Source organism: Pseudomonas sp. CCI3.1 (assembly GCF_034313985.1).
GTDB lineage: Bacteria > Pseudomonadota > Gammaproteobacteria > Pseudomonadales > Pseudomonadaceae > Aquipseudomonas > Aquipseudomonas psychrophila.
In genome coordinates this window covers 2,331,441-2,346,866 of record NZ_JAVIWO010000001.1, presented here as the reverse complement: position 1 = coordinate 2,346,866, position 15,426 = coordinate 2,331,441, and the positions used below count along the sequence as shown (strand labels likewise).

Below are 15,426 nucleotides of genomic sequence, written 5' to 3'. Positions count from 1 at the left end.
TATGGCGGCTGACAGCGGGAGTGCAAACCGCCGGGCTGCGCATGATGAACATGAATAAAGTGCGTATAATCTCGCGCCATGACTCGTACCCGATCTCCTCGTTCTCGTTCCAAACGTCCTTCTGGCGGCCTTAGGCCCTGGCTGGGCTGGGCAATCAAGCTCAGTCTGGTCGGTCTGGTGGTGCTGGCAGGTTTTGCCGTCTATCTGGATGCCATCGTGCAGGAGAAGTTCTCCGGCAAGCGTTGGACAATCCCGGCCAAGGTGTATGCCCGGCCGCTTGAGCTGTTCGTCGGCCAGAAGCTGAGCAAGAACGACTTCCTGACGGAACTCGATGCGCTGGGCTATCGCCGTGAAAGCGTGGTCAATGGTCCTGGAGCTGCTGCGGTCAGTGGCAACACAGTCGACCTCAATACACGTGGCTTCCAGTTTTATGAAGGTGCCGAACAGGCACAGCCGGTTCGTGTGCGTTTCTCTGGCGACTATGTAGCAGAGCTTTCATCGACCAATGGTTCCAAGCTGCCTGTAGTGCGTCTTGAGCCGTTGCTGATCGGTGGCCTGTATCCGAAAAATCTTGAAGACCGGATCCTGATCAATATCGATCAAGTGCCGCCGTTTCTGCTTGAAACGCTGGTAACAGTAGAAGACCGCGATTTTTATCATCACTTTGGGGTGTCGCCGAAGTCGATTGCCCGTGCCATGTGGGTTAACACGTCATCCGGGCAAATGCGCCAGGGCGGCAGCACCCTGACTCAACAGCTGGTCAAGAACTTCTATCTGACCAACGAGCGCAGCCTTAGTCGCAAGCTGACTGAGGCGATGATGGCGTTGCTGCTGGAAATGCATTACGACAAGCGCGAAATCCTTGAGGCGTATCTCAACGAAGTGTTTGTCGGTCAGGACGGGCAGCGCGCCGTGCATGGCTTTGGCCTCGCCAGCCAGTTCTTCTTCAGTCAGCCGCTGGCCGAACTCAAGTTGCATCAGGTGGCGTTGTTGGTGGGGATGGTCAAAGGGCCATCTTCTTATAACCCGCGTCGTAATCCCGAGCGGGCGCTGGTACGGCGTAACCTGGTGCTCGATTTGCTGGAGCAACAAGGCGTTGCAACGCCCGAGCAGGTGGCTGCGGCGAAAAAAATGCCATTGGGCGTGACCACGCGCGGTAGCCTGGCAGACAGTTCCTTCCCGGGTTTCCTGGACCTGGTCAAGCGCCAGTTACGTGAAGACTATCGCGATGAAGACTTGACCGAAGAGGGGTTGAGGATTTTCACCAGCTTCGACCCGATCCTGCAGATGAAGTCTGAAGCCGCAATGGGTGAGACCTTCAAACGTCTGACCGGGCGCAAGGGTTCGGATGAAGTGGAAGCCGCAATGGTGGTCACTAATCCGGAAACCGGCGAGGTTCAGGCTCTGATCGGCAGTCGTGCACCGCGCTTTGCAGGCTTTAACCGTGCGCTTGATGCGGTACGGCCTATTGGTTCGTTGATCAAACCTGCGGTGTATCTCACGGCGCTTGAACGGCCAAGTCAGTACACGCTGACCAGTTGGCTGTCGGATGATCCGCTGTCGATCAAAGGTGCTGACGGTCAGGTCTGGAAGCCTCAGAACTATGACCGTCGCTCTCACGGTACGGTTTTTCTCTACCAGTCCATGATGAACTCCTACAACCTCGGTACGGTAAGGCTGGGGCAGGAAGTGGGTGTGCCCAACGTGCTCAAGACCTTGGCGCGACTGGGGGTAGAGCGTCAGTTCCCGGCATTCCCGTCCATGTTGCTGGGTGCCGGTGCATTGAGCCCGATGGAAGTGGCGACGATGTATCAGACCTTGGCCAACGGCGGCTTTAATACGCCGATGCGCGGAATTCGCAGCGTACTGACCGCCGAGGGGGAGCCGCTGAAACGTTATCCGTTCCAGATTCAGCAACGCTTCGATCCGGGCTCCATTTTCCTGATCCAGAATGCGATGCAGCATGTGATGCGCGAAGGTACAGGACGTTCGGTTTATAACGTGCTGCCCAGGAACCTCGCATTGGCTGGTAAGACCGGTACCAGTAACGATTCGCGTGACAGCTGGTTTGCAGGGTTTAGCCAGGACTTGCTGGCGGTGGTCTGGTTGGGTCGCGACGACAACGGCAAAACGCCTTTTACCGGCGCAACCGGAGCACTGCAGGTGTGGACCAGCTTCATGAAGAAGGCTGACCCGCTGCCGCTCGATATGCCTCAGCCCGATAACATCGTTCAGGCCTGGATTGATCCGCATACGGGGCAAGGATCTGATGCCGGCTGCCCTGGCGCGGTACAGATGCCGTATATTCGCGGCAGTGAGCCGCCAGCAGGGGCCAGTTGTGGCGGGCAAGAGCCTGCTTCAGGTGAGGCCGTGATGGATTGGGTCAAGGGCTGGTTGAATTAAGCAAAGAGGGTTTTACGTGAATAAGTTGTGGATTGCGGCTGTTTCAGCCCTGGCTTTGCTCAATGGTTGTGCCAGCGTGCCACAGGGTTCGATCCCTGTGGTCGACTCTGGTGTGGCGGTGTCGAATAACGAACGTGTTTCGGCCCAGCGAACGGCTGGAAATTATCCACAGGCCACCGCACCGCGTGCAGCTCAGGCCCGCACGATTACCGAGGATTCGGGAGTTGTGGTGATGATCCCGGGCGGCGCTGCGAGCGTGTCGACGCCGATCAGCACCCAGCCTTTCACGCCCGGGCCGATTACCCCCGGCCCGGCGGCAGCGCCCATCAGCACGGGTAGCTATACACCGAGTAATACCTACAGCGCTCCGGCGCCGATTACCCCAAGCGGTATTCCATCGAACAACAGCGGCGCTCTGGCTGCCGACGAGCAGTTGGATGGTCCGGTGCTGGCGTTGCTCACCACCGCTCAGCAGCAGCAGTCGAGCGGTGACTTGAATGGCGCTTCGTCGAGTCTTGAGCGTGCTCAGCGCGTGGCACCTCGTGAGCCGCAGGTACTCTATCGCCTGGCGCAAGTGCGTATGGCTCAAGGTGACGCCGCCCAGGCGGAGCAGTTTGCCCGTCGAGGTCTGACGTTTGCCAATGGCCGTCCGGACCTACAAGTCAGCTTGTGGGGCTTGATCGCTCAGGCACGTGAGAAACAAGGCGATGCAGCAGGCGCTGCTCTGGCCCGTCAAAAAGCCAAGGTGAGCCTCTGATGGTTATGGATGCCCGTACTCCTGAAGTTGCCGAGTTCTTGTTGCTGATCGAACAGGAAATGCGCACGCAGGGGTTGTGGAGCGACAAGACTCCCACGGAGCACGACTTGTCCAGTCTGGAGCCGTTCAGCGTCGACCGGCTCGACTTTGAGCTGTGGGTGCAGTGGATCTTTCTGCCGAAGATGAAAGTCATTGTTGAACAGGGTCAGCCACTGCCGAATGTTTCCGGTATTCGGCATATGGCTGACCAGGTTTTTGCTCAGCGTCGCGGGAACTGGAGGCCGTTGCTCAAGCATTTTGAAGGTTTTGATCAGTTGATCAGCCCCTCCGCTTGAGGTCATGGCTGCCAGTTTTTGCTGGCAGCCATCCATTTTCTTGTCAGTTTTTGTCAATTCGCGCGTTTTTTTGTGCGTTCCTGTCAATTTATGAAAATAAATCTCATAGATGGCTTGACTTGGGCAGGCCTAATGACAAGAATCGAAGTCCCGCTGTAGAGGGACTGCCAGAAGCAGACCCTCTCAGCAGATCATGAGGCGCACACCCGCGCCGACCTGCAACACCCGCAACGCGTTACCTCGCGCTGGGTGGGAAAACCCCGCAACACTTGGGGAGCTCCCAATACTTGCTCAGTCAGTGCTGACGTAGTCGGCGACCACCGTCGCTCATGCTCTGCTGAAAAGTAAACCTATTAAGACCCGTTCGCATTTTAGTGGACGGTATTCTGGCGTTTTAGAGGTGAACAACGTGGAGCTTTTATCTGGCGGTGAGATGCTCGTGCGCTTTTTGCGCGACGAAGGTGTCAAATATATCTACGGGTACCCTGGTGGTGCTCTGCTGCATGTCTACGACGCACTGTTCAAGGAACCGGAAGTTACCCACATCCTGGTTCGCCACGAACAAGCTGCTACTCATATGGCTGACGGCTACGCTCGTGCAACGGGTAAGGCCGGTGTAGTACTGGTCACTTCCGGGCCAGGTGCTACCAACGCCATTACCGGTATTGCCACTGCCTACATGGATTCCATTCCGATGGTGATCATTTCTGGTCAGGTGCCTAGCACCATGGTCGGAACGGATGCTTTCCAGGAAACCGACATGATCGGTATCTCCCGGCCCATCGTGAAGCACAGCTTTATGATCAAGCATGCTTCGGAAATCCCTGAGGTCATGAAAAAGGCGTTCTACCTCGCTCAATCCGGCCGTCCAGGTCCGGTTGTGGTCGATATCCCGAAAGACATGACCAACCCGGCCGAGAAGTTCGAATACGTTTTCCCGAAAAAAGCCAAGCTGCGTTCTTACAGCCCGGCCTTGCGTGGTCACTCTGGCCAGATTCGCAAGGCGGCAGAGATGCTTCTGGCGGCCAAGCGCCCTGTGCTCTATGCAGGCGGCGGCGTTATTTTGGGTGGCGGTTCGGCACCGCTGACCGAGCTTGCAAAAATGCTCAACGTACCGGTAACCAATACGCTGATGGGCCTGGGCGCATACCCTGGCACTGACCGTCAGTTTGTGGGCATGCTTGGTATGCACGGCAGCTTCACTGCCAACATGACCATGCATAACGCTGATGTAATCCTGGCAGTAGGCGCGCGCTTTGATGATCGTGTAATCAACGGTCCGTCCAAGTTCTGTCCTAACGCCAAGATTATCCACATCGATATCGACCCGGCATCTATCTCCAAGACCATCAAGGCAGATGTTCCGATTGTAGGTCCGGTAGAGAGCGTGTTGACCGAAATGGTTGCAATCCTCAAGGATATTGGCGAGAAGCCGAATGCCGAGGCGGTTGCCAGCTGGTGGAAGCAAATCGACGAGTGGCGTGGTGATCGCGGCTTGTTCCCTTATGACAAGGGCGACGGCAGCAAGATCAAGCCTCAGGCTGTTATCGAGATGCTGTGCGAAGTGACCAAGGGCGATGCTTATGTAACGTCCGATGTGGGTCAGCATCAAATGTTTGCGGCCCAGTACTACCGCTTCAACAAGCCGAATCGCTGGATCAACTCTGGCGGCCTGGGCACGATGGGGTTCGGTTTCCCGGCTGCGATGGGGGTAAAACTGAGCTTTCCTGATGCTGACGTTGCCTGTGTAACAGGCGAGGGCAGTATTCAGATGAACATTCAGGAATTGTCGACGTGTTTGCAGTACGGTCTGCCCGTAAAAATTGTCAGCCTCAACAACGGCGTGCTCGGTATGGTGCGTCAGTGGCAGGACATGAACTACGGCAGTCGCCACTCGCACTCGTACATGGAATCGCTGCCTGACTTCGTCAAGCTGGCTGAGGCTTATGGGCATGTAGGTATTCGGATCACTGATCTGAAAGACCTGAAGCCCAAGATGGAAGAAGCTTTTGCCATGAAGGATCGTCTGGTGTTCCTGGATATTCAGGTCGATACCAGTGAGCACGTTTATCCGATGCAGATCAAAGATGGCTCCATGCGCGACATGTGGCTGAGCAAGACGGAGCGTACTTAATCATGCGGCACATTATTTCCTTGCTTCTTGAAAACGAACCGGGCGCCTTGTCTCGCGTTGTTGGGCTTTTTTCGCAACGTAACTACAACATCGAAAGCCTGACTGTGGCGCCAACTGAAGACCCGACCTTGTCGCGTTTGACGCTGACCACCGTGGGGCATGATGAAGTGATCGAGCAGATCACTAAAAACCTTAACAAGCTGATCGAAGTGGTCAAGCTGGTTGATCTGTCGGAAAGTGCTCACATCGAGCGTGAACTGATGCTGGTCAAGGTCAAGGCAACAGGTGCACAGCGCGCAGAAATCAAACGCACCACGGATATTTTTCGTGGGCAGATCGTGGATGTCAGCGCCAGTGTGTATACCGTGCAGTTGACAGGCACCAGCGAGAAGCTCGACAGTTTCATCCAGTCGATTGGGACTGCCTCGATCCTGGAAACAGTTCGCAGTGGCGTCACCGGGATTGCCCGTGGCGACAAAGTACTCAGCATCTAAAACTAACAAATGCTAATTGGCCTGAATGGCCTGGATATAAGGGAAAATCATGAAAGTTTATTACGACAAAGACTGCGACCTTTCGATCATCCAGGGCAAAAAAGTAGCCATTATCGGTTACGGCTCCCAGGGTCACGCCCAAGCCTGCAACCTGAAAGACTCCGGCGTTGACGTTACTGTTGGTCTGCGTAAAGGTTCGGCCACTGTCGCCAAGGCTGAGGCTCACGGCCTGAAAGTAACTGACGTTGCAAGCGCTGTTGCCGCTGCAGATTTGGTCATGATTCTGACCCCGGATGAGTTCCAGTCGGCACTGTACAAGGACGAAATCGAGCCGAACATCAAGAAGGGAGCCACACTGGCTTTCTCCCACGGCTTCGCGATTCACTACAACCAGGTCGTACCGCGTGCTGACCTTGACGTGATCATGATCGCGCCAAAAGCACCGGGTCACACCGTGCGCTCCGAGTTCGTAAAAGGCGGTGGCATTCCTGACCTGATCGCGATCTATCAGGACGCTTCGGGCAACGCCAAAAACGTAGCCTTGTCTTACGCCGCGGGTGTTGGTGGCGGTCGTACCGGCATCATCGAAACCACGTTCAAAGACGAAACTGAAACCGACCTGTTCGGCGAGCAGGCTGTTCTGTGTGGTGGTACTGTCGAGCTGGTTAAAGCCGGTTTCGAGACACTGGTTGAAGCTGGTTACGCGCCAGAAATGGCTTACTTCGAGTGCTTGCACGAGTTGAAGCTGATCGTTGACCTCATGTACGAAGGCGGCATCGCCAACATGAACTACTCGATCTCCAACAACGCCGAGTACGGTGAGTATGTAACGGGTCCGGAAGTGATCAACGCTGAGTCCCGTCAGGCAATGCGTAATGCTCTGAAGCGCATTCAAGATGGTGAATACGCGAAGATGTTCATCACCGAAGGTGCTACTGGCTACCCATCGATGACTGCTAAGCGTCGTAACAACGCCGCTCACGGTATCGAAATCATCGGCGGGCAATTGCGTTCGATGATGCCTTGGATCGGCGCGAACAAAATCGTCGACCAAGCCAAGAACTAAGCTTCAAACCTGTAGAAAAAACGCGGCCTAGGCCGCGTTTTTTCGTTTAAGCGGCCGCTTCTGGTATAAAGCAGGATCGTTTGCGGGTGTGTGTTGGCCCCAAGCTTCTACCGAAACTTTCCATATCGTTGCAAGGTAATGTCCATGAGCGAACGTCCCGAAGAGCCAAAAGCGGCTTCAGACGCCGATAGCCTGCTGCCTATCGATGAGCATGTCGAAGAAGGGCATGACGCCGAAGGCCGCAAAGTCCGGCATCGTGGTATCTATCTGCTGCCGAATCTTTTCACCACCGCGAACCTGTTCGCCGGTTTTTATTCAATCATCAGCTCCATGAGTGCTCAAAGCGCGATGAGCGCGGGTGATACTGCAGGAGCAAGCAAGTATTTTGCGTTTGCGGCTATCGCGATTTTTGTCGCAATGGTGCTGGATGGTCTCGATGGCCGCGTAGCCCGTATGACCAATACTGAAAGTGCTTTTGGCGCCGAGTACGATTCCTTGTCGGACATGGTTGCTTTTGGTGTCGCTCCGGCATTGCTGGCTTTTGGCTGGGCACTGGGTGATATGGGCAAAGTCGGATGGATGGTGGCTTTCATCTACGTCGCGGGTGCAGCGTTACGTCTGGCGCGTTTTAACACCCAGGTGGGTAAAGCGGATAAGCGCTATTTCATCGGTCTGGCCAGCCCGGCTGCTGCTGGCGTCGTGGCGGGTATTGTCTGGGCATTCAGTGATTACGGGATCCAGGGTTCGAAAATGTCGTTCCTGGTTGCGTTGCTGGTGGCTGCTGCTGGCATGCTGATGGTTAGCAATATCAAGTACAACAGCTTCAAAGAGCTGGACTTGAAGGGGCGCGTTCCTTTTGTCGCCATCCTTGCGGTGGTATTGGTGTTTGCTGTTGTCTTCAGCGATCCGCCGCGCATTCTGCTGCTGGCATTCCTGGCGTATGCGGCATCGGGTCCCATCCAGTACTTGTTGCGTTTGCGCCGTAACAAAAACGCCGAGTGATGTAATTTCTCTCATACTCCGTAGTCTATTGGTGCATCAGCCCTCCAATACTGCGGAGTTGTCATGCTTATCAAGCTGCCTAAGGCGTCCGACTGTAAAGAGTCGGACGTTACGCCTGAATCCTTCTATTTATCCCGTCGTGCATTACTTGGCAGTTCGCTAGCCGCAATGGCTGCGGGCGCGCTACCGCGCTGGGCCAGTGCCGAAGATGCCGTGCGCTACGCGGATGTCGAGCCGGGCAGTGCACCGGCCTGGTTCACCGATAAGCTCCCGCAGACCAAGTGGCAGGCGGTCACGGTTACCGGGGAGGCGATCACGCCTTTCAAGGACGCCACTCACTACAACAACTTCTATGAGTTCGGGACCGACAAGGGTGACCCGGCGCAGAATGCTGGCGCCTTGAAAACCGAACCTTGGACAGTGGTCGTGGATGGGGAGGTGGGCAAGCCGGGTCGTTATGCCCTTGAAGACTTTATGAAGCCTTATCAGTTAGAAGAGCGGGTTTATCGCCTGCGTTGCGTAGAGGCCTGGTCTATGGTCATTCCATGGATGGGCTTTCCCATTTCGGCATTGCTTAAACAGGTGGAGCCGACATCGAAAGCCAAGTACATACGCTTTGAAACCTTGCAGGATCCCAAGGTCATGCCGGGGCAGCGTTCGGGTTTTGCATTGATTGACTGGCCCTATGTTGAGGGGTTGCGTTTGGATGAGGCGATGAATCCGCTGGCGATATTGGCGGTGGGCATGTATGGGCGTGAATTACCGAATCAGAACGGAGCCCCCCTACGTTTGGTAGTGCCTTGGAAGTACGGTTTTAAAAGTGTGAAGTCCATTGTGAGAATCAGTCTGGTGGAGCAACAGCCGAAAACCACTTGGCAGAGCATCGCTGCGGATGAGTACGGCTTTTATGCAAATGTGAATCCTCAAGTCGATCACCCGCGATGGACGCAGGCGCGTGAGCGGCGTCTGCCGAGCGGTCTGTTCAGTCCTAATGTGCGCGATACCCAGATGTTTAACGGTTACGCGGACGAGGTGGCGTCTTTATATGCTGGTCTCGATTTGCGGAAGAACTATTGATGAAGTTTCTTGCTTTGCGCATAGGCGTCTTCGCGGCAGCGGCCATGTGGCCTGTGTATTGGCTTTACGAGGCATGGATCTTTGCATTGGGCCCGGATCCGGGAAAAGTACTGGTTGATCGGTTAGGGTTGGGTGCGCTGATTCTGCTATTGGTAACACTGAGCATGACGCCGATGCAGAAGCTCACGGGGTGGCCAGGCTGGATTGCAGTGCGTCGTCAGATAGGGCTCTGGTGTTTTGCTTATGTGGTTTTGCATCTGTGTGCCTATTTGACTTTCGTTCTGGGGTTTGACTGGTCACAGCTGGGTGTGGAGTTACGCAAGCGGCCCTACATTATTGTCGGCGCTCTGGGCTTCTTGTGTTTGCTGGCCTTGGCGGTAACTTCAAATCGTTACAGTCAACGGCGGCTGGGCGCGCGCTGGAAGAAGCTCCACCGCTTGGTGTATGGGGTTGTTGGGTTGGGATTGCTGCATATGCTTTGGATTGTTCGAGCGGACCTCAAGGAATGGTCGGTTTACGCCTTTATAGGTGTGTGCCTGTTGATGCTAAGAATACCCGCTGTTACGAGGCGAATTCCGCGTCTATATAGGAAGAAAACAGTATCAGCTGCTAGCGCCAAAATTAACCCTTGACTCAGATCTGTAACGGCCTATAATTCGCCCACTTCCGGCGCAGTCGAAACGGAAAACTCCTTGAATTTCAATGAGTTGGATTGGTTTTCGGCAGTGTCAGCTTCAAGTCATCGAAGCAGGAAATGAGGTGTTGACAGCAGCGTGTAACGCTGTAGAATTCGCCTCCCGCTAACGAGAGATCGAAAGCGCAAGTGGTTGATGTTACAGAGGAAACTTTGAAAACATCTTAAAATAACCGCTTGACAGCAACAGAGGCTGCTGTAGAATGCGCGCCTCGGTTCAGCGAAAGCTAAACCAACCGCTCTTTAACAACTGAATCAAGCAATTCGTGTGGGTGCTTGTGGAGTCAGACTGATAGTCAACAAGATTATCAGCATCACAAGTTACTCCGCGAGAAATCAAAGATGTAACCAACGATTGCTGAGCCAAGTTTAGGGTTTCTTAAAAACCCAAAGATGTTTGAACTGAAGAGTTTGATCATGGCTCAGATTGAACGCTGGCGGCAGGCCTAACACATGCAAGTCGAGCGGTAGAGAGAAGCTTGCTTCTCTTGAGAGCGGCGGACGGGTGAGTAATACCTAGGAATCTGCCTGATAGTGGGGGATAACGTTCGGAAACGGACGCTAATACCGCATACGTCCTACGGGAGAAAGCAGGGGACCTTCGGGCCTTGCGCTATCAGATGAGCCTAGGTCGGATTAGCTAGTTGGTGAGGTAATGGCTCACCAAGGCTACGATCCGTAACTGGTCTGAGAGGATGATCAGTCACACTGGAACTGAGACACGGTCCAGACTCCTACGGGAGGCAGCAGTGGGGAATATTGGACAATGGGCGAAAGCCTGATCCAGCCATGCCGCGTGTGTGAAGAAGGTCTTCGGATTGTAAAGCACTTTAAGTTGGGAGGAAGGGCATTAACCTAATACGTTAGTGTTTTGACGTTACCGACAGAATAAGCACCGGCTAACTCTGTGCCAGCAGCCGCGGTAATACAGAGGGTGCAAGCGTTAATCGGAATTACTGGGCGTAAAGCGCGCGTAGGTGGTTTGTTAAGTTGAATGTGAAATCCCCGGGCTCAACCTGGGAACTGCATCCAAAACTGGCAAGCTAGAGTATGGTAGAGGGTAGTGGAATTTCCTGTGTAGCGGTGAAATGCGTAGATATAGGAAGGAACACCAGTGGCGAAGGCGACTACCTGGACTGATACTGACACTGAGGTGCGAAAGCGTGGGGAGCAAACAGGATTAGATACCCTGGTAGTCCACGCCGTAAACGATGTCAACTAGCCGTTGGGAGTCTTGAACTCTTAGTGGCGCAGCTAACGCATTAAGTTGACCGCCTGGGGAGTACGGCCGCAAGGTTAAAACTCAAATGAATTGACGGGGGCCCGCACAAGCGGTGGAGCATGTGGTTTAATTCGAAGCAACGCGAAGAACCTTACCAGGCCTTGACATCCAATGAACTTTCTAGAGATAGATTGGTGCCTTCGGGAACATTGAGACAGGTGCTGCATGGCTGTCGTCAGCTCGTGTCGTGAGATGTTGGGTTAAGTCCCGTAACGAGCGCAACCCTTGTCCTTAGTTACCAGCACGTAATGGTGGGCACTCTAAGGAGACTGCCGGTGACAAACCGGAGGAAGGTGGGGATGACGTCAAGTCATCATGGCCCTTACGGCCTGGGCTACACACGTGCTACAATGGTCGGTACAAAGGGTTGCCAAGCCGCGAGGTGGAGCTAATCCCATAAAACCGATCGTAGTCCGGATCGCAGTCTGCAACTCGACTGCGTGAAGTCGGAATCGCTAGTAATCGTGAATCAGAATGTCACGGTGAATACGTTCCCGGGCCTTGTACACACCGCCCGTCACACCATGGGAGTGGGTTGCACCAGAAGTAGCTAGTCTAACCTTCGGGAGGACGGTTACCACGGTGTGATTCATGACTGGGGTGAAGTCGTAACAAGGTAGCCGTAGGGGAACCTGCGGCTGGATCACCTCCTTAATCGACGACATCAGCTGCTCCATAAGTTCCCACACGAATTGCTTGATTCATTGAAGAAGACGATAGAAGCAGACCAAAATTGGGTCTGTAGCTCAGTTGGTTAGAGCGCACCCCTGATAAGGGTGAGGTCGGCAGTTCGAATCTGCCCAGACCCACCAATTTTGTGTAAAAAGCCTGTAGAAATATGGGGCCATAGCTCAGCTGGGAGAGCGCCTGCCTTGCACGCAGGAGGTCAACGGTTCGATCCCGTTTGGCTCCACCATAACTTGCTTCTGTGTCGTAAAGCTTAGAAATGAGCATTCCATCAAACGATGGTGAATGTTGATTTCTGATCTTTTGATTAGATCGTTCTTTAAAAATTTGGGTATGTAATAGAAAGTTAGACTGGATAACACTTTCACTGGTGTTTATTCAGGCTAAGGTAAAATTTGTGAACGTTCTTAATTGAACATGCGAATTTTCGGCGAATGTCGTCTTCATAGTATAACCAGATTGCTTGGGGTTATATGGTCAAGTGAAGAAGCGCATACGGTGGATGCCTTGGCAGTCAGAGGCGATGAAAGACGTGGTAGCCTGCGAAAAGCTTCGGGGAGTCGGCAAACAGACTTTGATCCGGAGATGTCTGAATGGGGGAACCCACCTAACATAAGTTAGGTATCTTAAGCTGAATACATAGGCTTAAGAAGCGAACCAGGGGAACTGAAACATCTAAGTACCCTGAGGAAAAGAAATCAACCGAGATTCCCTTAGTAGTGGCGAGCGAACGGGGACCAGCCCTTAAGCTGTATTGATGTTAGCGGAACGCTCTGGAAAGTGCGGCCATAGTGGGTGATAGCCCTGTACGCGAAAACATCTTTGCAGTGAAATCGAGTAGGACGGAGCACGAGAAACTTTGTCTGAATATGGGGGGACCATCCTCCAAGGCTAAATACTACTGACTGACCGATAGTGAACTAGTACCGTGAGGGAAAGGCGAAAAGAACCCCGGAGAGGGGAGTGAAATAGATCCTGAAACCGTATGCGTACAAGCAGTGGGAGCCCACTTTGTTGGGTGACTGCGTACCTTTTGTATAATGGGTCAGCGACTTATTTTCAGTGGCAAGCTTAACCGAATAGGGGAGGCGTAGCGAAAGCGAGTCTTAATAGGGCGTCTAGTCGCTGGGAATAGACCCGAAACCGGGCGATCTATCCATGGGCAGGTTGAAGGTTGGGTAACACTAACTGGAGGACCGAACCGACTACCGTTGAAAAGTTAGCGGATGACCTGTGGATCGGAGTGAAAGGCTAATCAAGCTCGGAGATAGCTGGTTCTCCTCGAAAGCTATTTAGGTAGCGCCTCATGTATCACTGTAGGGGGTAGAGCACTGTTTCGGCTAGGGGGTCATCCCGACTTACCAAACCGATGCAAACTCCGAATACCTACAAGTGCCGAGCATGGGAGACACACGGCGGGTGCTAACGTCCGTCGTGAAAAGGGAAACAACCCAGACCGTCAGCTAAGGTCCCAAAGTTATGGTTAAGTGGGAAACGATGTGGGAAGGCTTAGACAGCTAGGAGGTTGGCTTAGAAGCAGCCACCCTTTAAAGAAAGCGTAATAGCTCACTAGTCGAGTCGGCCTGCGCGGAAGATTTAACGGGGCTCAAACCATACACCGAAGCTACGGGTATCACTTAGGTGATGCGGTAGAGGAGCGTTCTGTAAGCCTGTGAAGGTGAGTTGAGAAGCTTGCTGGAGGTATCAGAAGTGCGAATGCTGACATGAGTAACGATAATGGGTGTGAAAAACACCCACGCCGAAAGACCAAGGTTTCCTGCGCAACGTTAATCGACGCAGGGTTAGTCGGTCCCTAAGGCGAGGCTGAAAAGCGTAGTCGATGGAAAACAGGTTAATATTCCTGTACTTCTGGTTATTGCGATGGAGGGACGGAGAAGGCTAGGCCAGCTTGGCGTTGGTTGTCCAAGTTTAAGGTGGTAGGCTGGAATCTTAGGTAAATCCGGGATTCTAAGGCCGAGAGCTGATGACGAGTTGTCTTTTAGACAACGAAGTGGTTGATGCCATGCTTCCAAGAAAAGCTTCTAAGCTTCAGGTAACCAGGAACCGTACCCCAAACCGACACAGGTGGTTGGGTAGAGAATACCAAGGCGCTTGAGAGAACTCGGGTGAAGGAACTAGGCAAAATGGCACCGTAACTTCGGGAGAAGGTGCGCCGGTGAGGGTGAAGCATTTACTGCGTAAGCCCATGCCGGTCGAAGATACCAGGCCGCTGCGACTGTTTATTAAAAACACAGCACTCTGCAAACACGAAAGTGGACGTATAGGGTGTGACGCCTGCCCGGTGCCGGAAGGTTAATTGATGGGGTTAGCTAACGCGAAGCTCTTGATCGAAGCCCCGGTAAACGGCGGCCGTAACTATAACGGTCCTAAGGTAGCGAAATTCCTTGTCGGGTAAGTTCCGACCTGCACGAATGGCGTAACGATGGCGGCGCTGTCTCCACCCGAGACTCAGTGAAATTGAAATCGCTGTGAAGATGCAGTGTATCCGCGGCTAGACGGAAAGACCCCGTGAACCTTTACTATAGCTTTGCACTGGACTTTGAATTTGCTTGTGTAGGATAGGTGGGAGGCTTTGAAGTGTGGACGCCAGTCTGCATGGAGCCAACCTTGAAATACCACCCTGGCAACTTTGAGGTTCTAACTCAGGTCCGTTATCCGGATCGAGGACAGTGTATGGTGGGTAGTTTGACTGGGGCGGTCTCCTCCTAAAGAGTAACGGAGGAGTACGAAGGTGCGCTCAGACCGGTCGGAAATCGGTCGTAGAGTATAAAGGCAAAAGCGCGCTTGACTGCGAGACAGACACGTCGAGCAGGTACGAAAGTAGGTCTTAGTGATCCGGTGGTTCTGTATGGAAGGGCCATCGCTCAACGGATAAAAGGTACTCCGGGGATAACAGGCTGATACCGCCCAAGAGTTCATATCGACGGCGGTGTTTGGCACCTCGATGTCGGCTCATCACATCCTGGGGCTGAAGCCGGTCCCAAGGGTATGGCTGTTCGCCATTTAAAGTGGTACGCGAGCTGGGTTTAGAACGTCGTGAGACAGTTCGGTCCCTATCTGCCGTGGACGTTTGAGATTTGAGAGGGGCTGCTCCTAGTACGAGAGGACCGGAGTGGACGAACCTCTGGTGTTCCGGTTGTCACGCCAGTGGCATTGCCGGGTAGCTATGTTCGGGAAAGATAACCGCTGAAAGCATCTAAGCGGGAAACTTGCCTCAAGATGAGATCTCACTGGAACCTTGAGTTCCCTAAAGGGCCGTCGAAGACTACGACGTTGATAGGTTGGGTGTGTAAGCGCTGTGAGGCGTTGAGCTAACCAATACTAATTGCCCGTGAGGCTTGACCATATAACACCCAAGCAATTTGCGTCGAAGAGACCAGATTGCGGTGTGTGAAGACGATACAAACCGAAAGTTTGCGACTCACAAAACACCAACTATTACATACCCATTCGCTGGAGCGTAAACCGAAAGGT

At 53.6% G+C, this 15,426-nt stretch carries 9 protein-coding genes, 2 tRNA genes and 2 rRNA genes; all 13 read left to right on the top strand.

Going from position 1 to position 15,426, the window contains the following annotated elements:
* Positions 1-78: 78 nt before the first annotated feature.
* The 13 genes from mrcB to RGV06_RS10760 all read left to right on the top strand — a co-directional run bounded on the left by mrcB (position 79) and on the right by RGV06_RS10760 (position 15,298).
* Complete coding sequence (mrcB, locus tag RGV06_RS10820) at positions 79-2,403, top strand: penicillin-binding protein 1B (protein WP_019825975.1); 2,325 nt, start codon at positions 79-81, stop codon at positions 2,401-2,403.
* Positions 2,404-2,419: 16 nt separating this feature from the next.
* A complete protein-coding gene (locus RGV06_RS10815) occupies positions 2,420-3,160 on the top strand; it encodes a tetratricopeptide repeat protein (RefSeq protein WP_322149981.1) in 741 nt (246 codons plus the stop codon).
* A 5-nt stretch (positions 3,161-3,165) separates the two neighbouring features.
* Complete coding sequence (locus tag RGV06_RS10810) at positions 3,166-3,495, top strand: YqcC family protein (RefSeq protein ID WP_037032377.1); 330 nt, start codon at positions 3,166-3,168, stop codon at positions 3,493-3,495.
* A 409-nt stretch (positions 3,496-3,904) separates the two neighbouring features.
* Positions 3,905-5,629, top strand: coding sequence for an acetolactate synthase 3 large subunit (locus RGV06_RS10805; RefSeq protein ID WP_046810798.1), 1,725 nt, complete (start codon positions 3,905-3,907; stop codon positions 5,627-5,629).
* Between the two features lie 2 nt (positions 5,630-5,631).
* Entirely contained in the window at positions 5,632-6,123 is a 492-nt protein-coding gene (ilvN, locus tag RGV06_RS10800) for an acetolactate synthase small subunit (protein ID WP_016783407.1), read from the top strand.
* Positions 6,124-6,172: 49 nt separating this feature from the next.
* A complete protein-coding gene (gene ilvC, locus RGV06_RS10795) occupies positions 6,173-7,189 on the top strand; it encodes a ketol-acid reductoisomerase (protein ID WP_019825983.1) in 1,017 nt (338 codons plus the stop codon).
* 144 nt (positions 7,190-7,333) lie between these two features.
* Positions 7,334-8,191: a CDP-diacylglycerol--serine O-phosphatidyltransferase gene (gene pssA, locus RGV06_RS10790; protein ID WP_322149980.1), complete on the top strand. Its 858-nt coding sequence runs from the start codon at positions 7,334-7,336 to the stop codon at positions 8,189-8,191.
* Between the two features lie 63 nt (positions 8,192-8,254).
* Positions 8,255-9,268: a protein-methionine-sulfoxide reductase catalytic subunit MsrP gene (gene msrP / locus RGV06_RS10785; RefSeq protein WP_322149979.1), complete on the top strand. Its 1,014-nt coding sequence runs from the start codon at positions 8,255-8,257 to the stop codon at positions 9,266-9,268.
* The gene (msrQ, locus tag RGV06_RS10780) at positions 9,268-9,900 is read left to right on the top strand and encodes a protein-methionine-sulfoxide reductase heme-binding subunit MsrQ (protein ID WP_322149977.1); all 633 of its coding nucleotides are present in this window, start codon (positions 9,268-9,270) and stop codon (positions 9,898-9,900) included. Before msrP ends, msrQ begins: the two co-directional genes overlap by 1 nt.
* Before the next feature lie 461 nt (positions 9,901-10,361).
* Positions 10,362-11,898, top strand: a 16S ribosomal RNA gene (locus RGV06_RS10775).
* 81 nt (positions 11,899-11,979) lie between these two features.
* Positions 11,980-12,056: transfer RNA gene (locus RGV06_RS10770), tRNA-Ile, on the top strand.
* Between the two features lie 28 nt (positions 12,057-12,084).
* Positions 12,085-12,160 (top strand) — tRNA-Ala (locus tag RGV06_RS10765).
* Positions 12,161-12,406: 246 nt separating this feature from the next.
* Positions 12,407-15,298: ribosomal RNA gene (locus tag RGV06_RS10760) — 23S ribosomal RNA — on the top strand.
* The 16S and 23S rRNA genes sit together here with 2 tRNA genes alongside, the layout of an rRNA operon.
* Positions 15,299-15,426: the final 128 nt, after the last annotated feature.